The 22,475-nt window shown below is 58.3% G+C and carries 24 protein-coding genes and 1 other RNA gene; 10 read left to right on the forward strand and 15 right to left on the reverse strand.

Going from position 1 to position 22,475, the window contains the following annotated elements; genetic code table 11:
• Positions 1-11: 11 nt before the first annotated feature.
• From ACR6AS_RS13135 to ACR6AS_RS13155, 5 genes are all read left to right on the forward strand, one after another.
• Complete coding sequence (locus ACR6AS_RS13135) at positions 12-653, forward strand: DUF4310 family protein (protein WP_418798312.1); 642 nt, start codon at positions 12-14, stop codon at positions 651-653.
• A gap of 43 nt (positions 654-696) precedes the next feature.
• Positions 697-1,827: an amidohydrolase/deacetylase family metallohydrolase gene (locus tag ACR6AS_RS13140; protein ID WP_111139247.1), complete on the forward strand. Its 1,131-nt coding sequence runs from the start codon at positions 697-699 to the stop codon at positions 1,825-1,827.
• A complete protein-coding gene (locus ACR6AS_RS13145; RefSeq protein WP_293774424.1) occupies positions 1,811-2,932 on the forward strand; it encodes a DgaE family pyridoxal phosphate-dependent ammonia lyase in 1,122 nt (373 codons plus the stop codon). The genes ACR6AS_RS13140 and ACR6AS_RS13145 overlap by 17 nt, the downstream gene beginning before the upstream one ends.
• A complete protein-coding gene (gene dagF, locus ACR6AS_RS13150; protein WP_111139249.1) occupies positions 2,929-3,669 on the forward strand; it encodes a 2-dehydro-3-deoxy-phosphogluconate aldolase in 741 nt (246 codons plus the stop codon). The genes ACR6AS_RS13145 and dagF overlap by 4 nt, the downstream gene beginning before the upstream one ends.
• Before the next feature lie 105 nt (positions 3,670-3,774).
• Entirely contained in the window at positions 3,775-5,685 is a 1,911-nt protein-coding gene (locus ACR6AS_RS13155) for a BglG family transcription antiterminator (protein WP_111139250.1), read from the forward strand.
• 3 nt (positions 5,686-5,688) lie between these two features.
• On the opposite strand, the gene ACR6AS_RS13160 is transcribed toward ACR6AS_RS13155, so the two are convergent.
• Entirely contained in the window at positions 5,689-6,588 is a 900-nt protein-coding gene (locus ACR6AS_RS13160) for a LysR family transcriptional regulator (protein ID WP_111139251.1), read from the reverse strand.
• 129 nt (positions 6,589-6,717) lie between these two features.
• Here ACR6AS_RS13160 and ACR6AS_RS13165 point away from each other — a divergent pair, with 129 nt between their 5' ends.
• On the forward strand, positions 6,718-7,422 hold the full coding sequence (locus ACR6AS_RS13165) for a pirin family protein (RefSeq protein WP_111139252.1): 705 nt from the start codon (positions 6,718-6,720) through the stop codon (positions 7,420-7,422).
• Between the two features lie 52 nt (positions 7,423-7,474).
• On the opposite strand, the gene dolP is transcribed toward ACR6AS_RS13165, so the two are convergent.
• From dolP to ACR6AS_RS13185, 4 genes are read right to left on the reverse strand one after another with little or no spacing between them, the layout of a single operon-like run.
• On the reverse strand, positions 7,475-8,047 hold the full coding sequence (gene dolP, locus ACR6AS_RS13170) for a division/outer membrane stress-associated lipid-binding lipoprotein (protein WP_111139253.1): 573 nt from the start codon (positions 8,045-8,047) through the stop codon (positions 7,475-7,477).
• A gap of 14 nt (positions 8,048-8,061) precedes the next feature.
• A complete protein-coding gene (gene diaA / locus ACR6AS_RS13175; protein WP_111139254.1) occupies positions 8,062-8,649 on the reverse strand; it encodes a DnaA initiator-associating protein DiaA in 588 nt (195 codons plus the stop codon).
• A 14-nt stretch (positions 8,650-8,663) separates the two neighbouring features.
• Positions 8,664-9,059, reverse strand: a complete 396-nt coding sequence (locus tag ACR6AS_RS13180) for a YraN family protein (RefSeq protein WP_111139255.1) — start codon at positions 9,057-9,059, stop codon at positions 8,664-8,666.
• Positions 9,017-11,050: a penicillin-binding protein activator gene (locus ACR6AS_RS13185; protein WP_434162445.1), complete on the reverse strand. Its 2,034-nt coding sequence runs from the start codon at positions 11,048-11,050 to the stop codon at positions 9,017-9,019. Before ACR6AS_RS13185 ends, ACR6AS_RS13180 begins: the two co-directional genes overlap by 43 nt.
• Positions 11,051-11,112: 62 nt before the next feature.
• Here ACR6AS_RS13185 and rsmI point away from each other — a divergent pair, with 62 nt between their 5' ends.
• Both rsmI and rnpB read left to right on the forward strand, forming a co-directional pair.
• Entirely contained in the window at positions 11,113-11,979 is an 867-nt protein-coding gene (gene rsmI, locus ACR6AS_RS13190; RefSeq protein WP_111139257.1) for a 16S rRNA (cytidine(1402)-2'-O)-methyltransferase, read from the forward strand.
• 33 nt (positions 11,980-12,012) lie between these two features.
• Positions 12,013-12,391: RNase P RNA component class A (gene rnpB, locus ACR6AS_RS13195), an RNA gene on the forward strand.
• 54 nt (positions 12,392-12,445) lie between these two features.
• Here rnpB and ACR6AS_RS13200 read toward each other — a convergent pair.
• From ACR6AS_RS13200 to ACR6AS_RS13245, 10 genes are all read right to left on the reverse strand, one after another.
• Positions 12,446-13,420, reverse strand: coding sequence for a glutathione S-transferase family protein (locus tag ACR6AS_RS13200; RefSeq protein WP_418803477.1), 975 nt, complete (start codon positions 13,418-13,420; stop codon positions 12,446-12,448).
• Between the two features lie 76 nt (positions 13,421-13,496).
• On the reverse strand, positions 13,497-13,907 hold the full coding sequence (locus ACR6AS_RS13205) for a DoxX family protein (RefSeq protein WP_111139259.1): 411 nt from the start codon (positions 13,905-13,907) through the stop codon (positions 13,497-13,499).
• 202 nt (positions 13,908-14,109) lie between these two features.
• Positions 14,110-14,394 carry a YqjK-like family protein gene (locus ACR6AS_RS13210; RefSeq protein WP_111139260.1) on the reverse strand — a complete coding sequence of 95 codons (285 nt, stop codon included), beginning with the start codon at positions 14,392-14,394 and terminating at the stop codon, positions 14,110-14,112.
• Entirely contained in the window at positions 14,394-14,789 is a 396-nt protein-coding gene (locus tag ACR6AS_RS13215; RefSeq protein ID WP_199559984.1) for a phage holin family protein, read from the reverse strand. The genes ACR6AS_RS13210 and ACR6AS_RS13215 overlap by 1 nt, the downstream gene beginning before the upstream one ends.
• A gap of 2 nt (positions 14,790-14,791) precedes the next feature.
• Complete coding sequence (locus ACR6AS_RS13220) at positions 14,792-15,097, reverse strand: ElaB/YgaM/YqjD family protein (protein ID WP_111139262.1); 306 nt, start codon at positions 15,095-15,097, stop codon at positions 14,792-14,794.
• A 35-nt stretch (positions 15,098-15,132) separates the two neighbouring features.
• Positions 15,133-15,504 carry a DUF1090 domain-containing protein gene (locus tag ACR6AS_RS13225; protein WP_434162451.1) on the reverse strand — a complete coding sequence of 124 codons (372 nt, stop codon included), beginning with the start codon at positions 15,502-15,504 and terminating at the stop codon, positions 15,133-15,135.
• 191 nt (positions 15,505-15,695) lie between these two features.
• Positions 15,696-16,043 carry an EnvZ/OmpR regulon moderator MzrA gene (gene mzrA, locus ACR6AS_RS13230; protein ID WP_367395852.1) on the reverse strand — a complete coding sequence of 116 codons (348 nt, stop codon included), beginning with the start codon at positions 16,041-16,043 and terminating at the stop codon, positions 15,696-15,698.
• Entirely contained in the window at positions 16,043-16,717 is a 675-nt protein-coding gene (locus ACR6AS_RS13235) for a DedA family protein (protein WP_111142125.1), read from the reverse strand. Before ACR6AS_RS13235 ends, mzrA begins: the two co-directional genes overlap by 1 nt.
• A 323-nt stretch (positions 16,718-17,040) precedes the next feature.
• Positions 17,041-17,817: a transcriptional regulator ExuR gene (gene exuR / locus ACR6AS_RS13240; RefSeq protein ID WP_111142126.1), complete on the reverse strand. Its 777-nt coding sequence runs from the start codon at positions 17,815-17,817 to the stop codon at positions 17,041-17,043.
• Positions 17,818-17,903: 86 nt separating this feature from the next.
• A complete protein-coding gene (locus ACR6AS_RS13245; RefSeq protein WP_111142127.1) occupies positions 17,904-19,208 on the reverse strand; it encodes an MFS transporter in 1,305 nt (434 codons plus the stop codon).
• A gap of 399 nt (positions 19,209-19,607) precedes the next feature.
• On the opposite strand from ACR6AS_RS13245, the gene uxaC reads away from it, so the two are divergent.
• Both uxaC and ACR6AS_RS13255 read left to right on the forward strand, forming a co-directional pair.
• Complete coding sequence (gene uxaC, locus ACR6AS_RS13250) at positions 19,608-21,023, forward strand: glucuronate isomerase (protein WP_111142128.1); 1,416 nt, start codon at positions 19,608-19,610, stop codon at positions 21,021-21,023.
• Between the two features lie 2 nt (positions 21,024-21,025).
• Positions 21,026-22,474 (forward strand): tagaturonate reductase, encoded by a 1,449-nt coding sequence (locus ACR6AS_RS13255; RefSeq protein WP_434162741.1) that lies wholly within the window; start codon positions 21,026-21,028, stop codon positions 22,472-22,474.
• The last annotated feature ends 1 nt before the right edge of the window (position 22,475 follow it).

Genomic DNA, 22,475 nt, shown 5'->3' on the forward strand with positions numbered 1-22,475 from the left:
AGGGCGATGCGATGAACGAAAACAGAGGCTTCTGGTACGCAGACTGGTCTTTCCCGATCTTTGTTGGCCTGCTCTCCTCGGGTGTCTTTGCCGGAACCCACATGTATTACCTCTACGGCATCGGTGCGTTTAACGAAGTGGCGTTTGTCTCGATGCTGCGCGCAGGCATGGAAAGCGGCGTCTATGGCGCGGTCGCCGCCTTTGGTGCCAGCTTCCTCTTTGCCCGCATTATCGAAGGCTCGCTGGTAGGCATCCTGGATATCGGCGGCGCGATTCAGACCGGTGTTGGGCTGGGCGTTCCGGCGCTGCTGCTGGGCGCAGGCATCATCTTTCCGGTGGCAAACTTCGCCGCCTCGCTGGCGACCGGGCTGGTGATCGGCCTGGCCATTGGCTACCTGATAATTCTGGCACGTAAATTCACCATCAATCAGAGCGACTCGACTTACGGCGCTGACGTGATGATGGGCGCGGGTAACGCCTCCGGGCGCTTCCTGGGGCCGCTCATCATTCTCTCCGCGATGGGCGCCTCTATCCCGATTGGACTGGGTTCGCTGCTGGGCGCGCTGCTGTTCTATCTCTGGAACAAGCCGATTACCGGCGGCGCGATTCTGGGCGCAATGATTCTGGGTGCGATTTACCCGATTGCGCTCTGATCTCACCGGTAGCCCGGCAGCGGGCTGCCGTTAAGGAGAAACCATGTACGATTTAATTATCCGCGCCGCGCGCCTCTGCGATGAGCAGGTGGTCGATATTGCGCTACAGGATGGCCGCATCGCGGCGATAGGCCATGTGCAGGGCCGCGCCCGCCGCGAGCGCAACCTGGCGGGCCGCTTCTATCTCAGCGCGGGCTGGATCGACTCCCATGTTCACTGTTATCCCAAATCCCCGATTTACCATGATGAGGCGGATGCGATTGGCGTGGCGCACGGCGTCACGACGGTCGTCGATGCAGGCAGCACCGGCGCAGATCACATTGATGACTTTTACCGGCTGACGCGCACGGCTACGACGCAGGTCTATGCGCTGATCAATATCGCCCGTACCGGCATCGTCACCCAGAACGAGCTGGCCGATATGACGCAGATCGATGGCGAGGCGGTGCAGCAGGCGGTGACACGGCTGCCTGATTTTATTGTCGGCCTCAAGGCGCGTATCAGCAGTAGCGTGGTCGGTAAAAATGGCGTGCAGCCGCTGATAAAGGCCAAAGCGATCCAGCAGGAGAGCGGCGGGCTGCCGCTGATGGTGCATATTGGTAACAATCCGCCCGATCTCGACCAGATTGTGGATCTGCTCACCACCGGCGACATCATTACTCACTGCTTTAACGGCAAGCCCAACCGCATTCTGACACCGCAGGGCGAACTGAAAGTGGCGGTAAAGCAGGCCATTGCGCGCGGTGTCCGGCTTGATGTCGGTCACGGCAGCGCCAGTTTCAGCTTTGAGGTCGCCCGGACGGCGATCGCGCAGGGCATTCTGCCCGACACCATCAGCTCAGACATCTACTGCCGCAATCGCATGGCCGGGCCGGTGCACAGTCTGGCGCATGTCATGTCGAAGTTTTTCAGCGTTGGCATGACGCTGCCGCAGGTCATCGACTGCGTCACGGTCAGGGCGGCCGCAGGGCTTCACCTGCAGCGTAAAGGCCAGCTGAAAGTGGGTTATGACGCCGATCTGACGGTGTTTAGCGTTAACCAGGCGATCCGGCCCTTCATCGATTCAGAAGGTGAACAGGTGGCCGGTGACAAACATCTGATCCCGCTGGCGGCCGTGGTCGCCGGAGAGTGGTTTGCGACTGAAGAAGGAGCCGCGCATGAATTCGGTTTATGAAAAGTATGGCCTGAAGCCGGTGATTAACGCCTCTGGCCGTATGACGATCCTCGGTGTCTCCACGCCGTCGAGTGAGGTAATCGACACGGTGAAATATGGCCTCGAACACTACTTCGAAATGAACGATCTGGTGGATAAGACGGGCGCCCATATCGCCGATCTGCTGAAGGTGGAGAACGCGCTGGTGGTCTCCTGCGCCTCGGCCGGTATCGCCCAGAGCGTGGCGGCGGTGATTGTCAAAGATAACGACTGGCTGCTGGATAATCTGCATGCTGCGCCGCTGACCGTTCCGCATCAGATTGTGGTGCCGAAAGGGCACAACGTGAACTATGGCGCGCCGGTGGGAAGTATGGTGGCGCTGGGCGGCGGAGTGCTGGTAGAGGCAGGCTACAGCAACGAATGCTCAGCCGCTCAGCTCGCCGCGGCGATCACACCACAGACCGCAGCCATCCTCTATGTAAAATCGCACCACTGTGTGCAGAAGAGCCATCTTGATGTGGCGCAGGCTGCCGCCGTAGCGCGCGAGCACGGCGTGCCATTGATCGTCGATGCTGCCGCAGAAGAGGATCTGTACTGCTACTACGCGGCGGGCGCGGATCTGGTGATCTATAGCGGTGCCAAAGCGATCGAAGGGCCGACCAGCGGACTGGTGATCGGCAGGCATCAGTATGTCGAATGGGTGAAGCGTCAGAGCAACGGTATTGGCCGGGCGATGAAAGTCGGCAAAGAGGGCATTCTGGGGCTGACCCAGGCCATCGAAAGCTATCTGACGCAGCCGAAGATCAGCGGCGCGCAGATGGTGGAAAAAATGACGCCGTTTATTGAGCAGCTCAACAGCCTGCACGGCGTGACGGCCCGTGTGGTGTGGGACGGGGCCGGGCGCGATATCGCCCGCACGGAGATCGCCTTCGATGAAGCCGCGATCCCGCACCGCACCGGCGATCTGGTGCAGGCGCTGAAAAAGGGCGACGTGGCGATCTACTTCCGCGGCTACAAAGCCAACGAAGGGATCATCGAAGCGGACGTCCGCAGCGTCAGCGCCGATCAGCTGAATACCATCTTTACCCGCATCCAGGCGCTGTTAAACGGAGAAAACCACGCATGACGCTGACCCCCCATTTTTATCAGGATCGTCTCTGCCTGAATGTGCTGGCAGGATCAAAAGAGAATGCGCACGCCATCTGGCAGGCGGCAGAAGGGCATGTGCTGGTGGGCGTACTGTCGAAAAACTACGCCAGCAACGCGGCCGCGATCGCCGATATGCGCGAGTATGCCGCGCTGATCGACAACGCGCTCTCGATCGGGCTGGGCGCGGGCGATCCTAATCAGTCACAGATGGTGAGTGAGATCGCGGCGGTGCTGCAACCGCAGCATGTAAACCAGGTCTTTACCGGCGTCGCCACCAGCCGCGCCCTGCTGGGCCAGTCGCAGACGGTGGTGAACGGCCTGATTTCACCGACCGGCACGCCGGGTCGGGTAAAAATTTCCACCGGGCCACGCAGCGCAAAACAGCGGGACGGGATCGTACCGGTCGAAACCGCCATCGCGATGCTGCAGGATATGGGCGGCAGCTCGGTGAAATATTTTCCGATGGGCGGGCTGCAGGCGGTGGCGGAGTATCGCGCCGTGGCGGAAGCGTGCGCAAAGCAGGATTTCTGGCTGGAGCCGACCGGCGGCATCGATCTGGAAAACTTCGGTGAGATCGTCCGTATTGCGCTGGAGTCCGGCGTCAGTAAAGTGATCCCGCACGTTTACAGTTCGATCATCGACCAGGCCAGTGGCGAGACGCGCGTGGAGGATGTGCGGCAGCTGCTGGCCATCTCTAAAACATTGCTGGCCTGAGGATCGATACGATCGAACCGCCCCGGCACGATCGCGCAGCATGGACGTTGCGCGACGATCGCCGTAGGCTGATTTCCACCTTTTGTCTGCTAACAGGTAACGCTTGTGAGATTTCCCAATCAGCGCCTTGCGCAACTGTTCGATGCCCTGCAAAACGAAACGCTGCCTCAGGATGAGCTGGCGCGGCGCTTTGCGGTCTCGACACGAACCGTGCGCACCGACATTACGGCGCTGAATGCGCTGCTGGCAGAGCATGGCGCGCAGTTTATCCTGAATCGCGGCGCGGGCTATCAGCTGAAGATTGAGGATGCGCAGCGTTTTCAGCATCTGCAACAGCACAGTGCGTCGCCGCTGCGGGTGCCGCGAACCGCACCGGATCGGGTCCGTTATCTGCTGACCCGCTTTCTCACCGCCGCCTATTCGCTGAAGCTGGAGGAGCTGGCCGAAGAGTGGTTTGTCAGCCGCGCCACCCTGCAGAATGATATGGCCGAAGTGCGCGAATGGCTGGGGCGCTATCACCTGACGATCGAGAGTAAGCCGCATTACGGCATGAAGCTGTTTGGCAGCGAAGTGGCGATCCGCACCTGTCTGACCGACCTGCTGTGGCAAATCGATCAGGTGCAGCCGGAGAGCCCGCTGCTGACCATCGAGGCGCTGAACAGCGGCATACTGGAGACGCTGCGCCCGCTGCTGCAGCGCTGTTTCGCCCGGCATAACATCCGGCTCAGTGATGAGGGGGAGCGCTACCTGCGGATCTACTGCGCCGTGGCGGTGCGGCGTATCAGCGAAGGCTATCCGCTTAACGATCCGGGTGCCGAAGAGATTGGCGATGAGGAGCGTGAAGCCGCACATCAGCTGATCACGCTGATGCGACCGCTGGTCAGTAAGCCGATCTCCCCGGCCGAAGAGCACTGGCTGCGGATTAACATTGCGGCGCGGCGGATTCAGGCGGTGGCCCCCAGCGCGATCAACGCAGATGATGGCGATGCGCTGGTGGATTATCTGCTCAGCTTTATCAACACCCACTACAACTTCAATCTGCAGAACGACCAGCAGCTGCGTGCCGATCTGCTTACCCACATCAAGACCATGATTACCCGGGTACGCTATCAGATTCACATTCCCAATCCGCTGCTCAGTAACATCAAGCAGCACTACCCGATGGCCTATGATGTCACTCTGGCGGCGGTAACCAGCTGGGGGAAATATACCCCTTATGTGATCAGCGAGAATGAGATTGGCTTTCTGGTGCTGCACATCGGTGTCGGGCTGGAGCGCCACTATGATGTGGGCTATCAGCGCCATCCGCAGGTGCTGCTGGTGTGCGACAGCGGCAACTCCACGCTGCGGATGATCGAGGCGATGCTGCTGCGCCGCTATCCGCAGCTGCAGGTCACGGCACGGCTGTCACAGCGTGAATATGAGGCGCGCAGCCGCATCGAAGAGGATTTTGTGATCTCGACCATCCGGCTCAGCGAAAAAGAGAAGCCGGTGGTGGTCATGTCGCCGTTTCCCACCGGTTTTCAGCTGGAGCAGATTGGCAAACTGGTGCTGGTCGATCGCACCCGTCCCTATATGCTGGCGAAATTTTTTGATGCGCAGCATTTCCATATTGTTGATCGACCCATGACCCGCTCTGCGCTGTTTCGCCAGCTGTGCGACCAGCTGGAGGCGGAGGGATTCGTGGATGCGGCGTTCTGTCCGTCGGTGGAGGAGCGCGAGGCGATTGTCAGCACCATGCTCGGCGAAGGCATTGCGCTGCCGCACTCGCTGGGGCTGCTGGCAAAGAAAACCGTGGTCTGCACGGTGCTGGCCCCGCAGGGGATCGCCTGGGGCGACGACACCGCCTATGTGATTTTCCTGCTGGCGATCAGCAAAAGTGAGTATGAAGAGGCGATGGCGATCTACGATCTGTTTGTGACGTTTCTGCGTGAAAGGGCGATGACCCGCCTGCGGGACTGCACCGATTTCAGCAGCTTCAGGGCGGTCGCAATGGATTGTCTGAGCCGCCCCTGAGTATCAGTTTTTTTTCGCCAGCAGGCGCGGGATCTCACGCAGACACCAGGATTTGGCTTCGCCCATGCTGTCACGCCGCCACGCCATAATAATATCGACCTCGCGGGTATACTCCGGGCTGACGACCCGCAGGCGACCTTCGGCAATATCCTGCTCCACTAACGAATAGGGCATGGTCGCGACGCCCAGGCCCGCCAGCAGCGCGCGGCGCTTGTCATCCATACTGCTCACGGTCAGGCGCTGCTGCTTATCCAGCAGCTGCACGGTCAGCACCGGCCGCTCTCGGGCGGTGTCTGCCACCGCAATGCCACGGTATTTCACCCGCGTCACTTCTGACTGCGGTTCAGGCTCGTTGTGAATCGGGTGATCGGCGCTGGCGACATAGACACTCATCATGGTGTAGAGCTTGCGGGTATTGATCTCGGTGGAGGCGCGGAAGTGCATATCCGGCGCGATCACGATGTCGGCGCGACCCTGTTCCAGCCGCTCCCAGGCCCCCGCCAGCACTTCGGTAACCAGCGAAAACTGCGTGTTGGCCTTGTCGGCCAGCCGCGTGACCAGCGGAAACAGTGCCTCCACCGGCACCAGCGCTTCGGTCACGATGGTCAGGTGGGTCTCCCAGCCGCGCGCCAGCGCTTCCGCGTCGGTGGTGAGTTTATCGGCGGCTTCCAGCAGCACCCGGCCACGCTCCAGCAGCATGCGTCCCACGTTCGTGAATTTGGTGCGATGACCGGAACGGTCAAACAGCACCACATCCAGCTCCTCTTCCAGCTTCTGCATGGTGTAGCTGAGGGCGGAGGGGACGCGGCCCAGTTCATCCGCGGCGGCGGCAAAACTGCCTCGCCGATCGATCGCATCCATCACACGTAAAGATTCAAGGGTTAACGCACGCTCTTTAGCCATCCCGGTTCTCTGTCAGGAAATTTGAACATGCCGGGCAGATTAACTGGCTAACAATCCGGCGTCCAGACTTTTACCATGAGGGTATAGAGTCCGTGACCGATCCTCGTCAACGGATGCCGGAGGTAAATCATGATCACCACACGCAGCGCGTCCGCATGTGGCCAGGCCGATTTTGGCTGGTTACAGGCCCGCTACAGTTTCTCTTTTGGCCACTATTTTGATCCAAAGCTGATGGGCTACGCGTCACTGCGCGTCCTGAACCAGGAAGTGCTGGCACCGGGCGCGGCGTTTCAGCCGCGCTCCTATCCCCAGGTCGATGTGCTGAACATCGTGCTGCAGGGTGAAGCGGAGTATCGCGACAGCGAAGGCAACACCATCAGCGTGCAGGAAGGGGAGGCGCTGCTGCTCTCTGCGCAGCCGGGGGTCAGTTACACGGAAATCAACCTGAGCAAAGAGCGTCCGCTGACGCGTATGCAGCTCTGGCTGGCCGCCTGCCCGGAGCGGGAAAACCCACGGATGCAGAAAATGGCGCTGGCCGACGGGCAGCTGTCGCAGCTGGTCGCCTCGCCGGATGGCGTGGAAGCGAGTCTGCAACTGCGTCAGCAGGTGTGGATTTATCAGGTTGAACTGGCACCCGGTGAGCAGCACGCGCTGCGCCTGCAGGGGCCACGCGCCTATCTGCAGTCGATTCACGGATCGCTGACGGCCATGTCCGGCACCGACCATCAGGAAAAGCTGGGCTGCGGCGACGGCGCGTTCCTGCAGGAGGAGAAGCTGTTGCAGCTGACCGCGAAAACAGCGACCCGCGCGCTGATCATCGACATTCCTGTCTGAATTACAGGCAATAAAAAAGGCGGCCAGGGCCGCCTTTTTTGCTTTCTGCCGGTTACTTCAGCATGGTGAATGCGGTGGTAACGTGCTTCACGCCGCTGACACGGCTCGCAATATCGGCCGCTGCCTGCGCTTCCTGTGGCGTCACCAGACCCAGCAGGAACACTTCGCCATTCTCCGTCGTCACCTTCACGTTAGACGATTTCACCTGATCGCTGCCCAGCAGCTGTGAGCGGATTTTGGTGGTGATCCAGGTGTCGGACGAGGTGGTGCCGAGCGTCACTTTCTGGCCGATACGGATCTCGTTATACACCTCGGTTGCGCCATCAACGCCCATCGTGATCTGTTTGGCGCGATTAGCAATCTCCTGCGACGGTGCCTGACCGGTCAGCAGCACTTTGCCCTGGTAAGCCGTGGCAATCACGCGGGCATCGGTTTTGATCTGCTGATCTTTAGCTAACGCGTTTGTGACGCGCAGCTCCAGCGTGCCATCATCCACCTGCGTCCCGACAGAGCGGGGATCGGTCGCCGTTTTGGTCGCAACGGCAGCTCCGCCCGCAACGACCGCAACGCAGCCCTGCAGCAGCATGGCAGTTAACAGAATAGCTATAGCGTTCAATGCTTTCATTCGTGCTCCTTCGTTCATTCCTGATGGGGAAAGAGAGTGTTATCGATCAGATCGCACAGGCAATTCACGGTGAGCATATGCATCTCCTGAATCCGGGCACTGCGATGAGAGGGAATACGGATTTCCACATCCTGCGGGCCCAGCAGTCCGGCAAGCTCTCCGCCATCATACCCGGTTAGCGCAACGATAGTCATATCGCGTGTCACTGCGGCTTCCACCGCCTTGATAATGTCACGCGTGTTGCCGCGGGTAGAGATCGCCAGCAGTACATCGCCAGCCTGTCCCAGGGCGCGCACCTGCTTGGCATACACTTCATCATGCAGCCGGTCATTGCCGATTGCCGTCAGCATCACGTTGTCTGCACTCAGCGCCAGCGCCGGTAAGCTGGGGCGTTCGGTCTCAAAACGATTGATCATGCTGGCGGCAAAATGCTGGGCATTGGCCGATGAGGCCCCGTTGCCACAGCTCAGGATTTTATTGCCATTGAGTAACGACTGTACCAGCGTCATGGCCGCACGGGAGATGGCATCGGGCAATGCCTCGGCGGCGGCTATCTGGGTCTGAATACTTTCAGTAAAACACGCTTTAATTCTTTCCTGCACACGACCACCTGGTTCTAAACGTCTGCATTAAAGGCATTCGGCAGCCATTCAAGCGCCGTGCCGGTAATGGCGATGATATCGAAACGGCAATTCACTGTTTCAAAACTGCCGCCGCGTTGCGCCAGCCAGAGAGCGGCAGCGCGCAGCAGCTTTTGTTGTTTATTCCGGGTTATGCTGGCGAGTGCGCCACCATAACGCGCGTCGCGACGGTAGCGGACTTCCACAAACACCCAACAGTGCCCGTCACGCATAATCAGGTCAAGTTCACCATGATGAAAGTGAACATTGCTGGCGACCCATTTCAGGCCAGCCTGCTCCAGATAGCGCCGGGCCGCATCTTCATGCCCGGCACCTATCTGGCGGCGGGTCAGTTGGCCGGTGCGATTTCGCCCCGACGATACTGGTTCCATGTCAACTTCCTGTTGATCACACAATCCGTGTTGGCGCTGAGCCTGCCGGTGTTGCCGTCCAGCGTAAAGCCTGGTGTCTGGCGCATCTGGTTAAAGTGATTCGCCAGCGTCCAGGCATCCATTCCCATGGCGTAGAGGCGCACCAGCGAGTAGTCATTGTTAAATGACTTCGCGGTCTGCTGCATCAGGCCAGGGTTGCTGCCGGAAAGCAGCGGGATGTCACTGAACTGCAGGCCATCCATCTCCAGACGAAAATCGGGACCGGCACCGGCCTGTGCGCTGCGTGAGCTGGCGTAGAGCGAGATGTTGCTGCGGCTGCCGGTGCGCATCGTGATCATCGGTTTGATCAGCTGCAGTTCATCCTGAGTCGATACGATATAGACTGCGTCGACGCTGCCACCGCTGCTGGTGCTGACCGCATCCGGCGTGCTCTGCTGTGGAGCAGGAATCGTCAGCCCTGCGATAGAAACACCCTGCGACGCGGCAGGGGCGGCATTCACCGGCGTACCGGAGAGACTGATGCCTGCGCCACTGTTGATGCCCTGTTTCAGTTCAGCAGTGGAACCGAAGCGCTGCTGCATCACCGTCGTGCCACCCAGCGACTGCCACTCCTGAGCAAAGGCGTTGGTGACGCGATCGCCCAATCCGCTACGCGGAACCAGCAGCAGCGGCTGGCGTTTACCCTGATCCCAGATATGGTGCGCCGCGTCGCGGGCTTCATCTTCAGGCGAGAGCGCAAAGTAACAGATGTTTGGATGATTCTGGATCTGCTCTGGCTCGTTAAGCGCCAGCACATTCAGCGGCGTCTGGCTGTTGGCGACTTTCTCGACGTTGCTCTTCAGCAGCGGGCCGACCACGATGGTGGCGCCATCCTGCTGAGCCTGCTGCATCACCTGCTCAATTGGCTGGCTGCTGGTGTCATACACCTTGATTTGAGCACTGCTGGCCGGTTGTGCGGCAATCGGCTGAGACTGAGACTGAGGCTGAGCGGCGGTCTCGGCAGGCTGCTGCTGCTGTTGCTGCGGTGCGCTAATCGGATCGCTGGCAGAACCTGCGACGGCAGTGGGCTGCGTGCTGGCCGCGGCCTCGGCGGGCTGTGCGGCTGCGGCAGGCTGCGCGGCCGGAGCAGAGAGACCGTTCTTCGCGTCGTTAAAGCCTTTCTGAATCGCGTTGGCAAACACCTGCGCCTGGCCGTTCAGCGGCAGCAGCAGCGCGATCAGGCTGGTTGAGGCTTTGGTGTAGCTCTGCATCTGACTGAGCTGCGTCGGCAGGGTTTTGGCCGCCGGGTTCTGCGGGTAGCGGGTCTGCCAGTCTTTAATGCCTGACTTGAGCATCTCCGCATCCTGGGCATTAGCGCGCCAGACCGCGAGCAGATCCAGCCAGCCCTGCAGCACATTTTCGTCGGCATTGATGACCAGGTTGCTGACTTCCTGCGGTGACATCTGCGTCAGCGTCTGCCAGGTCGCGTCAATATTGCCCTGATGATCGGTGCCTTTCAGCAGCGGCTCCTGGGCGATATAAGAGCGCACCAGTGAGAGCGACGGGCGACCCTGGGCGCTGGCGATCTGCAGGCTGTAGTAGCGCGCCAGCTGATCCTGCGACAGTGCGCCGGTTTTCACCTGGGCTAACAGCGGTTCAGCCTCTTTAGTTTTCTGCTGCGCAATCAGCAATTGCGCGTTGAGCAGCAGAGATTCCTGCTGCTGCGTCTCAGAGAGCTGCTGCGGCAACTGGCTCAGTTGCTGCGTCGCTTCAGGATACTTTCCTTCCTTCAACAGGGCGCGGATTGCGAGTAATTGCCAGTCGGTCTTGCTATCATCGCTGCTTTGCTGCGCCTGTTGAAGATAGTAAGCGGAGCTGGCTGTGACAGGCCCCTGAATATTAACGGTTGAGGTTTGCGGCCCCTGACCGCTACACGCGGCTAAAATCAGCCCAGCAAGAATGACAGGCAGAAAGCGTCCTGCTTTATGACGAACGACTTTTGAAGGAAGCATACTGTATCCAGTGATGTTTTTTTCAAGATGCTCAATATTAAATCGGCAATTCGGATGAAACAATGAAACAACTCGATCGGGCAGAGATTTCTGCCAGCACGCTCTACATCGTTCCAACCCCGATTGGTAATTTGGGTGATATCACCCAGCGGGCGCTGACGGTGCTTTCGAGCGTCGATCTGGTCGCTGCGGAAGATACACGTCATACCGGGCTGTTGCTACAACATTTCGCCATCAATGCGCGACTCTTCTCACTTCATGACCACAACGAACAGCACAAGGCTGAGCTGCTGCTGACGAAGCTGCAGGAAGGTCAAAGCATAGCCTTAGTTTCTGATGCTGGCACGCCGCTGATCAACGATCCGGGCTACCATCTGGTGCGTCGCTGCCGTGAAGCAGGTATCCGTGTGGTGCCGCTGCCGGGTGCCTGTGCCGCGATTGCCGCCTTGAGTGCCGCCGGTCTGCCGTCCGATCGTTTCTGTTACGAAGGGTTTCTGCCCGCCAAAACCAAAGGCCGCTGTGATGCGCTGCGGGCGCTGGTGCAGGAGCCGCGCACGCTGATTTTTTATGAATCCACCCACCGTCTGATCGACAGCCTGCAGGATATGGTCAGTGAGCTGGGCGCTGACCGGTATGTCGTGCTGGCGCGTGAGCTGACCAAAACCTGGGAGTCCATCCACGGTGCGCCGGCAGGCGAGCTGCTGGCCTGGGTAAAAGAGGATGAGAATCGCCGCAAAGGTGAGATGGTGCTGATTGTCGAGGGGCATAAGGTCCTGGATGACGATGCGTTACCGGCTGACGCGCTGCGAACCCTGGCGCTGCTGCAGAAGGAGCTGCCACTGAAGCGCGCGGCGGCGCTGGCGGCAGAGATCCACGGCGTGAAGAAGAATGCGCTTTATAAGTATGCGCTGGCGCAGCAAGAGGCGTGACAAACGGCGGGGAATGTCCTATTATCCCGCGCCGAAGCTGACCAGACAGTCGCCGCTTTGTCGTCGTCCTCACTTGTGGGGAGACGGGCAGAGGGGAGGAAAGTCCGGGCTCCATAGGGCAGGGTGCCAGGTAACGCCTGGGAGGCGCAAGCCTACGACCAGTGCAACAGAGAGCAAACCGCCGATGGCCCAGAAATGGGATCAGGTAAGGGTGAAAGGGTGCGGTAAGAGCGCACCGCGCGACTGGCAACAGTTCGTGGCACGGTAAACTCCACCCGGAGCAAGGCCAAATAGGGGTTCACAAGGTACGGCCCGTACTGAACCCGGGTAGGCTGCTTGAGCCAGTGAGCGATTGCTGGCCTAGATGAATGACTGTCCACGACAGAACCCGGCTTAACGGTCAGCTTCGACTTTTACTGAAAACCCCGCTTCTGCGGGGTTTTTGCTTTTATGACACTCACAACCTTTAACCGCGACCGTGCGGCTCATCCCAGTCAAACGCCGGGCCCAGCGAAATGACGCCGTGCGGGTTGATGGTCTTGTGGCTGCAATAGTAGTGATGACGGATATGCGGCAGGCTGACCGTCTCTGCGATACCGGGCATCTGATAGATGTCGCGCAGGAAACCACTGAGGTTTCTGTAATCAGAAATCCGGTGACGATCGCATTTAAAGTGGGTCACATAGACCGGGTCGAAACGGACCAGCGTGGTCCAGAGTCGGAGATCCGCCTCGGTCAGCTGGTCGCCGGTCAGATAGCGATGCTGGCCTAAAATCTGCTCCAGCCGCGACAGCGAATGGAACAGGGCAGTCACAGCCTCATCGTAGGCGGATTGCGACGTGGCAAAGCCCGATTTGTAGACGCCGTTGTTCACGGTGTCATAGATCCAGCCGTTCAACTCATCGATTTCCTTACGCAGCGCCTCGGGATAATAGTCACCGGCGCGCGCACCCACTGCATCAAAGGCGCTGTTGAACATGCGGATAATATCCGCCGACTCATTGCTGACGATGGTGTTCTGCTGCTTGTCCCACAAAACCGGCACGGTGACGCGGCCGCTATACTGCGGGTCAGCATGCAGATAGAGCTGGTAAAGAAACTCATTCTGATAGAGCTTGTCGCCGGTCGCCTCTTCGAAGGTATCATCAAAGGTCCAGCCGTTCTCCAGCATCAGGGGATGGACGACTGACACATCGATCATGCTCTCCAGCCCTTTCAGCTGACGCATCAGCAGGGTGCGGTGCGCCCATGGGCAGGCCAGCGAGACATAAAGATGATAGCGGTCGCGTTCAGCGGTGAATCCCGCGCTGCCTGTCGGACCCGCACTGCCGTCCGCCGTAACCCAGTTACGGAACGCTGATTCTGAACGCTTAAATCGACCGCCGGTCGATTTGGTGTCATACCAGGTGTCATGCCAGACACCGTCAATTAACTGTCCCATAATGGCTCCAATGCAAACAGGGCGGGGAAACTTCCCCGCCCTGCTAAGTATATGTGGCATTACGCATTACGTGAGATTAGCGCGCAACGGCCTGCGGTTTTCTTTTGCTGATCAGGTGATCAAGGCTGTATGCGCCAGGACCGACCAGACCCAATACCAGGAAGCCACCGGCGATGGAGAGATTCTTCATAAACATCAGCTGGTTGACGCCTTCGGCAAAGTTACTGTGGAACAGGAACGCCGTCAGGATGGTGAAGCCTGCGGTAAAGAGAGCCGTAAAACGGGTCAGGAAGCCAAACAGGATGGCCAGACCACCGCCGAACTCCAGCAGGATCACCAGCGGCAGCATAAAGCCAGGTACGCCCATCGCTTCCATATACTGCTGCGTACCGGCATAACCGGTGATCTTGCCCCAGCCTGCCGTGATAAACAGGATTGGCATCAGGATGCGAGCCAGTAACAGACCAGTATCTTCGAATTTTTTCATCATTTACTCCAGCGCTATCAGTGATGCAGGGCAGGTTGCCCGCAGGGTTTATGCCCGCTGAAAGCAGTGCTGCGTTCATTGGGGTGATGGCTGGAGATGATAGTCGCGCGGCGAAAAGGTTGTAAGCGAGATAAACTGTCAGTGTTTTTCAGAAATTCTGATGAAGAAAAGCCGGCCTTTTCAGGGCCGGCTTTTAACAGGATTAGCGCGGTGGCATGGCGGACTTAATCATGCGCCAGGTGCTCCAGGCGCCAAAGCCCCGTTTTGCCCAGCGTAGCAGCCTGTTAGGGCTGCGAATCGAGTAGACGGCCAGAGCACTGCTGCCGATAGCCAGATAACGACGTAAGCTGAGGAAAGTAAACCAGCCGCGATCGTAGTGGGCGGTGCCTTCCAGCCAGTCACGCCGCGCAGCGCTCAAGTCCAGCCGCTGCTGCTGCACATGCTTAAGCAGTTCATGGATGCGTTCTTCACGCTCGCGGCGGCTCATCAGCGTTGCTCCTCCAGCAATTTACGATCGGTTTCCAGCTCTTTGCGCGTGTGGCGCAACAGCGTGGACTGACGTGTTTTGCGAAGTGTCCAGAGCCCGAAGATAACCGCCAGCAGGAACAGCGTTCCGGTGGTGATGCCAATCGCCATCAGACGATACTGTGCGTCGACCGCCCAGATGATCAGCACCATCAGGCTCATCAGACCGAATGCCGTGAACAGCATGGTCAGGCCTACCATCAACAGCAGCTGTATCAGGTTTGCTTTTTCCTGTTCCAGTTCCACCACTGCCAGACGGACACGCGTCTCAACCATACCCACCAGCGTGGTTACAATACGCTGACCGATGTTAATGACCCCTTTCGCCGGGCCGTGGTTCTGCTGTGAGTCAGTCATGATTAACGACGCGAAATGAGCATGCCCAGTGCGACGCCAATCGCTGCACCGATGCCCACACCATGCCAGGGATTTTCACGCACGTAGCCTTCAGCTTTCTGTGCCGCTTCGCGGGTGGTCGCCGCAATACGCTCGCCAGATTCGCCCAGACGTTCGCGCGAACTGTCCAGCGCCACACGCGCCTTGTTACGCAGTTTATCCAGCTCGCCTTTGGATTTTTCAGTGCCACTGCTCAGCACTTCTTCCAGCGTATCCGCCAGGTTTTTCAGCTCAGCACGCAAATGTTCCGATGATGTGTCTTTAGACATAAAATACTCCTTTAACATCAGTAGGTTAATTCCGATTAATAGGGCTCCGCCTGTAACTTTTTCAGCTCCCGGCGCGCTTCATCCAGCTTTTGTTGTCTTCTGGCCATTTCCCTGTCATGACCCTTTTCGCGCTCTTCCCTGAGTGCGTGCTCGCGTTCCGCCACTTTCTGCTTCTGCGCGTTAATTCTTTCCAGATGGGCTGCTTCGAGTTTTTTATCACTGCAGTCAGCCCGGACTTCTGTCAGCGCACGCTCCAGACCGTTAACCCGGCGCTGGTTGTTGTGCTTCTGTGCCATGCCGATTTCACGCTGAATGTCCTGCTCCTTCTGCTCACACAGCGCTTCGGCGGCCAGCAGTGAACCGGACAGCGAGAAGAGCGTGACACCCAGTAAAATTTGATATTTCATCGGTCCTGGACCCTTCCTTTGCGACCTGATCCGTCATCACTGGCGTAATCATCTGATTTCGGGTGCTGAGGATCGACTCTCGCTTAAGCATAGACAGCGTTAGTAAAAAGTTCAAAGAAGACCGGGAGATAGGGCCTCTTTCAGCCCACCCTGTAACAACGCGGTGGACTGAAGGAGGCGAGTTCGGGCGATCAGGCCAGAGAGAGGTGCTGCGAGTGATCGTGCTGCGCCACAATAAAGCCCTGTGGCAACAGACGACGCAGGACTTTTTGCGCCGCCAGGCTCTGCTCTTCGCTGTCAAAATGGATGACCAGCGCATCACCTGCAGGCGTGATGCTTTTGATACGAATACCCTGCGCGCTTAACTGCTGATAGAGATAAAAACCGTCGGGCAGCGTCGCTCCGGCATGGGAAACCCGAATCTGCACTACCGTTTCGTGTTTGATCAGACCGGGAACAAGACAGAGCGCGGCCAGCGCAAAGGCGGCAGCAATCAGCCACGGTAGCCACCGTTTGGGAACAGCCTGTAGCAGTTTCATTACTCGGCTTTCCCGTTCTGATTCGCCTGACGCTTACGCCATAACACGACCAGGGATCCGATCAGGCCAAAGACCAGCAGCGCCAGTGGCAGCATCATCAGGAAGAACATCATCTCATCTTCGTAACGCCGGAAAATCGGGGTTTTACCCAGCGCAAAGCCGATAACGGTTAAAATCACAACCCACAGGAAGGCGCTTACCCAATTGAAAAACTGGAAACGGGTATTGCTGAGGCCGGACAATCCGGCAATGGTTGGCAAGAGCGTCCGCACAAAGGCGATAAAGCGGCCAATCAGCAGAGCCGACAAACCGTGACGATGAAACATGCTGTGCGCGCGCTGGTGGTACTGGGCGGGAAGGTGAGAGAGCCACTTCTGCACGGTAGGCGTATTGCCCAGCCATCGCCCCTGGATATAGCTTACCCAGCAGCCAAGGCTGGCACCCGTGGTCAATACCAGGATCGTTAACGGGAAACTCATGGTGCCTTTGGCTATCAGCACGCCAACCAGAATCAGCAGGCTGTCACCCGGTAAAAATGCGGCAGGAAGCAGGCCATTTTCCAGAAACAGAATCATAAACAGCACGCCGTAAATGGCCCATACCAGCGTGGGATCGGAAAGAGTTTCGTAATCCTGTTGCCACAGGGCATGCAGCAACGCTTGCAAAATATCCATCAATCATTCCTGAACATCATTGTTAAACATGTCCCACAGGGACTTAAACGCAGACCGGCATTTCGTTATAAATTTTCAGGAGCACAGCCTGGGCGGGATTTTCCGGATCCTTCCAGAATCGATTGTTAAATCAGCGACTTTATAACCCCCTGTCGCAAAGGGTAATAAAAGGGTGATAACTGTAACAAAAATCGCCTGTCTGAGACAGGGAAACTCTCTGACAAGCAGGAGTTTTACCTTGTGAAACGACCTGTAAAAAGGAGCTTTACACGTCCTGACACTATTGCAGATTAACTGACCCTTTCAGGAGGATTCGGGCGCGTTCAGCGGGCGTTATCAGACCCTTCAGGCAGGATGACCGGGTTCTCACTGAACATGTAACGATCCACGTTAAATTCGAAATCATCCGCCGTCGCGTTAAACAGCATCTGCTTAGTATTTTCCAGATGTTGCCACATCGCCAGTTTGCTGGCGGCAGGATCTTTGCGCATCAGAGCTTTGAGGATCTGATCGTGGTCGTCGCACCAGCTGAGAATGCTGCGCTGGTCGATGTGCTCGTGGAGTTTGAGCCAGTAGGGATTGTGCAGGCGGTGCAGCCACATTTTTTCGACGATGGCGGCTAACGCGCTGTTCTGAGTGGATTGGGCAATGCGGACATGAAACTGCATATCCCACTCGGAGTCACGGAAGTGATCCTCCTGGCGGGCTTTCTCCTGAATCGCCATCAGGTCGATAATGTCCTGACGGGTTACCTGAGTGGCGGCAAATTCGGCCACGTTACTTTCAATCAGCTGGCGGGCCTGCAGTAATTCAAACGGGCCAAAGGTGGCGAACTCCAGCTGGCTGCTGCTGACGCTAATGCGTTTCTGTTGCTGACTGGCAATGACATGGATGCCCGAACCTTTGCGGACTTCCACATAACCTTCCACTTCCAGCATGATGATCGCTTCGCGAACCACCGTGCGGCTCACTTCCATCTCTTCGGCAATCAGCCGTTCAGCAGGCAGCTTATCACCCACCGGATAGATCCCGGTTTCAATGCGGCTTTTCAGCTCGCTGGCCAGCTGTTGATAGAGTCGACGGGATTCGGTGAGGTCCATAGCACAATCCTGGTAGCAGACAGATAAGTTGTTATACCACTTCAGGCCCGGCGAGGAAATGGGCTGACCTGCGCCAGCCCGACAGATTAGCTACGGACTGCACTGGCCTGCGGAATAACCGGTTCAGCGTTCAGCTCTGAGATCGGTTTATTCTTCAGCACCGTCCAGATCACTACCGCACCCAGCAGATCGAACACTGCCAGCGCAGCAAACAGCGGGCTGAAGCCCAGCGTATCGGCCAGCGCACCGACGACCAGCGCAAACATAGTGCTGGCGGTCCAGGCAGCCATGCCGGTTAAGCCGTTAGCCGTCGCCACCTCGTTGCGGCCAAATACGTCAGATGACAGGGTGATCAGCGCACCGGACAGCGCCTGATGCGCAAAGCCGCCGACGCACAGCAGCCCGATAGCGACATAGGGGCTGGTGAAGAGGCCAATGGTGCCGGGTGCGATCATCAATACCGCGCCCAGGGTCACGACCAGCTTACGGGAAACGATCAGGTTAACGCCGAACCAGCGCTGAAACAGCGGCGGCAGATAGCCTCCCAGAATGCAGCCAAAATCCGCGAACAGCATCGGCATCCAGGCAAACAGCGCGATCTCTTTAAGATTGAAGCCGTAAACCTTGAACATGAAGAGCGGAATCCAGGCGTTAAACGTTCCCCAGGCCGGTTCTGCCAGAAAGCGCGGCAGCGCAATGCCCCAGAACTGGCGGTTACGGATGATCTCCAGCGCCGACATTTTGCGGGTGTTACCGGTCTGATGCTGCGCTTCCTGACCGGAAATAATGTAATTCCGCTCTTCGTCGCTGAGTTTGGTCTGCTGTTTGGGATGCTTGTAAAAAATCAGCCAGCAGAGCGCCCAGGCCATGCTCAGTACGCCGGTGATGATAAAGGCCATCTGCCAGCTGTGCGCCACGATCGCCCAGACCACCAGCGGCGGAGCCAGCATCGCGCCGATAGAGGAACCGACGTTAAAGTAGCCGACCGCCACCGACCGCTCTCTGGCCGGAAACCATTCGCTGCTCGCTTTCAGGCCCGCCGGGATCATCGCAGCTTCTGCTGCACCGACCGCGCCCCGTGCCAGTGCGAAGCCACCCCAGCTGCCCGCCATCGCGGTGGCGGCGCAGAAGATTGCCCACAGCACTGCAAACATCGCATAGCCGATTTTGGTGCCGAGCAGATCCAGCACATACCCGGCGACCGGCTGCATCAGCGTGTAGCAGGCTGAGTAAGCTGCCACTATGTAGGAGTACTGCTGCGTGGTGATATGCAGCTCTGTCTGTAATGTCGGGGCGGCCACGGCGATCGTGTTGCGGGTCAGGTACCCCAGCACGGTGCCGAGCGTCACCAGCCCTATCATATACCAGCGTAACCCTTTGATCTTACGCATCCTCTACCTCTTCCAGTTCTGTATGCGGTCTTGCCGCTGTTGTTATCTGGAGCGGGACAGCTCGTGATGCAGTTTTGCTCACGCCCGCAGGTTCTGTCACAGCAACCCTGTTTTGACCTTGCCATTTGTCTGTCGTCAGCGATCTCACGACAGAGCGAGAGCCTAACTTGTTATACAACTTTAAAAGTTGAGAGCTATCACAAAAACCCTTTTTGCACTGTGGGATACTGGAAACCTGCGTAATGACAGCCATTTAGCGCGCTACCGGCGACAAAAACGTCCATAAAGGTCGCCCGGCAACGCTGTTTATGTGAGCAGGATCGCAAACAAATCGGTAACACACCAGAATTGGTATGATAACTTTGAGCCATTGGTGGTTCAGTAGATGAGGATGCTTGTATGTCACGTTTCATGACCGAGGATTTTTTGCTGGAGAGTGAATTCGCCCGTCGTCTCTATCACGACTATGCGAAAGATCAGCCGATTTTCGACTATCACTGCCATTTACCTCCGCAGCAGATTGCCGAAAATTATCGCTTCGCCAATCTCTATGATATCTGGCTGAAAGGCGACCACTACAAATGGCGGGCGATGCGTGCCAACGGTGTGGCTGAGGCGTTCATTACCGGAGACGCCAGCGACCGCGAAAAATTTGATGCCTGGGCGCGCACCGTGCCCCACACGATTGGTAACCCGCTCTATCACTGGACCCACCTCGAACTGCGCCGGCCTTTCGGCATCACTGATACGCTGCTTTCAGAAAAAACGGCTGACAGCATCTGGGATCGCTGCAATGCGCTGCTGGCGCAGGAGAGCTTCACCACGCGCGGCATCATGCAGCAGATGAACGTGAAGATGGTCGGCACCACCGATGATCCTCTGGACGATCTGCGGCATCACCGTGCGATGGCAGACGATGCCAGCTTCAGCGTCCGGGTGCTGCCGAGCTGGCGACCGGATAAAGCGTTTAACATTGAAGCGGAAACCTTCCTGCCGTGGATTGCATCGCTGGAGCAACTGACGGACATCAGTGTGCAGCGCTTCGACGATCTGCGCCGCGCACTGTATCAGCGGCTGGATCACTTCGCCGCGCACGGCTGCAGGATTTCGGATCACGCGCTGGACGTGGTCTGTTATGCCGAGGCGGATGACGCCACGCTGGATGCCATTCTGGCGCGTCGTCGCAGCGGTGCCGCGCCCGACCCACAGGAAACAGCACAGTTTAAAACCGCAGTGCTGGTCTGGCTGGGCAGCGAATATGCCCGTCGCGGCTGGGTGCAGCAGTATCACATCGGCGCACTGCGCAACACCAATCCGCGCCAGTTTCAGCTGCTGGGGCCGGATGTGGGCTTCGACTCCATCAACGACCAGCCGCTGGCAGAGCCACTGGCGCGCCTGCTGGGTGCCCAGAACCGGGATAACGCGCTGCCCAAAACCATTCTCTACTGCCTGAATCCGCGCGATAACGAAGTGCTGGCCACCATGGCAGGCAATTTCCAGGGCGAAGGTCAGGCGGGCAAGATGCAGTTCGGCTCAGCCTGGTGGTTTAACGATCAGCTGGATGGCATGCAGCGTCAGATGACGCAGCTGGCGCAGATCGGCCTGCTGAGTCGCTTTGTCGGAATGCTGACCGACAGCCGCAGTTTCCTCTCCTACACCCGCCACGAATATTTCCGCCGGTTGCTGTGCCAGATGATTGGCCAGTGGGTCGAGCGGGGCGAGGCACCAGCCGACGAGGCGCTGTTAGGTCAGATGGTCCGCAACATCTGCTTCGACAATGCCCGTGATTACTTCGGCATCGAGCTGGGAGCCTGATGATGAAAAGGCTGAACCGCCACGACTTTCCGGGTGCGGTCTACCGCGACCGGATCATCCAGTTCGGTGAAGGCAACTTTCTGCGTGCCTTTATCGACTGGCAGATTGACTGGCTGAATGAACATCAGGGCGTTGATGCCGGGATCGTGGTGGTGCGGCCGCGCAACCGTGAGGTCAGCGACAGCCTGAATCAGCAGGATGGTCTCTACACCACGCTGATCCGGGGACTGAACGATCGGGGCGAGCCGATCAGCGAAACCCGGCTGATCCGCAGCCTCAATCGCGAGATCCAGCCCTGGCAGCAGCATGACGCGTTTATGGCGCTGGCCCGCAATCCCGATCTGCGTATGGTCTTCTCCAACACCACCGAAGCGGGGATCACGTTCAGCGAGACGGATCGGCTCTCTGACGCCCCTGCCGGCAGTTTTCCCGGCAAACTGACACAGCTGCTTTGGGCGCGCTATACCCACTTCAGCGGCGCCAGCGACCGGGGCTGGCTGGTGGTGCCGTGCGAGCTGATAGACCACAACGGCGACACGCTGTGCGAACTTGTGCTCCGCTACGCCGACCTCTGGCATCTGCCATCAGAATTTAAAATCTGGGTTAATCAGCACTGTGCCTTCTACAACACCCTGGTGGACCGTATCGTGACCGGTTTTCCGGCGGAGAGTGAGCAGCTGCAAAGCGAGCTGGGCTATGAAGATCGCTATCTGGTGGCAGGCGAAGTCTACTACCAGTTTGTGATTCAGGGGCCATCGGCGCTGTTCAGTGAACTGAAACTGGCGGCGCTGTCGCCGCAGGTCCGGCATGTGGATGATATCGCGCCTTATAAAGCACAGAAGGTCGCCATCCTTAATGGTGCGCATACCGCGATGGTGCCGGTGGCGTTTCAGGCTGGTATTGAGAGCGTTGGTGAGGCGATGGCCGATCCGGCGATCGCCGGATTTGTGGATCGGCTGCTGCGCCACGAGGTGATCCCGACGCTGGATCTGCCGCCAGAGGAACTGCACAGGTTTGCCGATGCCGTCGTGCGCCGCTTCCGCAATCCTTTTATTCGCCACGCGCTGCTGTCGATTGCCCTGAATGGCATGACCAAATTCCGCACCCGACTGCTGACGCCGCTGCTTGCTGCCCATCAGCAAACCGGCACATGGCCGACGCACATGACCTTTGCACTGGCGGCGCTGATCGCTTTCTATCGCGGCGAGTCAGCCGGAAAATCGTGGCCGCTGCAGGATGAGCCGCACTGGCTGGCCTTTTACGCTGAAGCCTGGAAAGCCTGTGAGGCCGACCCGCATTCGCTGCCGCAACTGGTGCAGGGCGTGCTCGGCAACACGCAGCACTGGGGCCAGGATTTAACCTGTCAGCCCGGTCTGGCTGAACAGGTCACTCAACACCTGCAAAACATCGTCGCCCACGGAATGCGTGAGGCGCTGAGCCAACTGAGATAAC

Origin of the sequence: Pantoea phosphatilytica (assembly GCF_051025615.1) — a bacterium.
Classification (GTDB): Bacteria; Pseudomonadota; Gammaproteobacteria; order Enterobacterales; family Enterobacteriaceae; genus Pantoea.

What these genes read in the sequence shown, in the direction of transcription:
- dolP (WP_111139253.1), bottom strand. Translation starts at nt 8,047, where the DNA reads ATGAAAGCATTGAACGCTATAGCTATTCTGTTAACTGCCATGCTGCTG.
- mzrA (WP_367395852.1), bottom strand. Translation starts at nt 16,043, where the DNA reads ATGAAACTGCTACAGGCTGTTCCCAAACGGTGGCTACCGTGGCTGATT.
- rsmI (WP_111139257.1), top strand. Translation starts at nt 11,113, where the DNA reads ATGAAACAACTCGATCGGGCAGAGATTTCTGCCAGCACGCTCTACATC.
- ACR6AS_RS13255 (WP_434162741.1), top strand. Translation starts at nt 21,026, where the DNA reads ATGAAAAGGCTGAACCGCCACGACTTTCCGGGTGCGGTCTACCGCGAC.
- ACR6AS_RS13220 (WP_111139262.1), bottom strand. Translation starts at nt 15,097, where the DNA reads ATGTCTAAAGACACATCATCGGAACATTTGCGTGCTGAGCTGAAAAAC.
- ACR6AS_RS13140 (WP_111139247.1), top strand. Translation starts at nt 697, where the DNA reads ATGTACGATTTAATTATCCGCGCCGCGCGCCTCTGCGATGAGCAGGTG.
- uxaC (WP_111142128.1), top strand. Translation starts at nt 19,608, where the DNA reads ATGTCACGTTTCATGACCGAGGATTTTTTGCTGGAGAGTGAATTCGCC.
- ACR6AS_RS13180 (WP_111139255.1), bottom strand. Translation starts at nt 9,059, where the DNA reads ATGGAACCAGTATCGTCGGGGCGAAATCGCACCGGCCAACTGACCCGC.
- ACR6AS_RS13205 (WP_111139259.1), bottom strand. Translation starts at nt 13,907, where the DNA reads ATGAAAAAATTCGAAGATACTGGTCTGTTACTGGCTCGCATCCTGATG.
- ACR6AS_RS13135 (WP_418798312.1), top strand. Translation starts at nt 12, where the DNA reads ATGAACGAAAACAGAGGCTTCTGGTACGCAGACTGGTCTTTCCCGATC.
- ACR6AS_RS13245 (WP_111142127.1), bottom strand. Translation starts at nt 19,208, where the DNA reads ATGCGTAAGATCAAAGGGTTACGCTGGTATATGATAGGGCTGGTGACG.
- ACR6AS_RS13235 (WP_111142125.1), bottom strand. Translation starts at nt 16,717, where the DNA reads ATGGATATTTTGCAAGCGTTGCTGCATGCCCTGTGGCAACAGGATTAC.
- ACR6AS_RS13225 (WP_434162451.1), bottom strand. Translation starts at nt 15,504, where the DNA reads ATGAAATATCAAATTTTACTGGGTGTCACGCTCTTCTCGCTGTCCGGT.
- ACR6AS_RS13215 (WP_199559984.1), bottom strand. Translation starts at nt 14,789, where the DNA reads ATGACTGACTCACAGCAGAACCACGGCCCGGCGAAAGGGGTCATTAAC.
- ACR6AS_RS13145 (WP_293774424.1), top strand. Translation starts at nt 1,811, where the DNA reads ATGAATTCGGTTTATGAAAAGTATGGCCTGAAGCCGGTGATTAACGCC.
- dagF (WP_111139249.1), top strand. Translation starts at nt 2,929, where the DNA reads ATGACGCTGACCCCCCATTTTTATCAGGATCGTCTCTGCCTGAATGTG.
- ACR6AS_RS13210 (WP_111139260.1), bottom strand. Translation starts at nt 14,394, where the DNA reads ATGAGCCGCCGCGAGCGTGAAGAACGCATCCATGAACTGCTTAAGCAT.
- ACR6AS_RS13200 (WP_418803477.1), bottom strand. Translation starts at nt 13,420, where the DNA reads ATGGGACAGTTAATTGACGGTGTCTGGCATGACACCTGGTATGACACC.
- ACR6AS_RS13165 (WP_111139252.1), top strand. Translation starts at nt 6,718, where the DNA reads ATGATCACCACACGCAGCGCGTCCGCATGTGGCCAGGCCGATTTTGGC.
- exuR (WP_111142126.1), bottom strand. Translation starts at nt 17,817, where the DNA reads ATGGACCTCACCGAATCCCGTCGACTCTATCAACAGCTGGCCAGCGAG.
- ACR6AS_RS13160 (WP_111139251.1), bottom strand. Translation starts at nt 6,588, where the DNA reads ATGGCTAAAGAGCGTGCGTTAACCCTTGAATCTTTACGTGTGATGGAT.
- ACR6AS_RS13185 (WP_434162445.1), bottom strand. Translation starts at nt 11,050, where the DNA reads ATGCTTCCTTCAAAAGTCGTTCGTCATAAAGCAGGACGCTTTCTGCCT.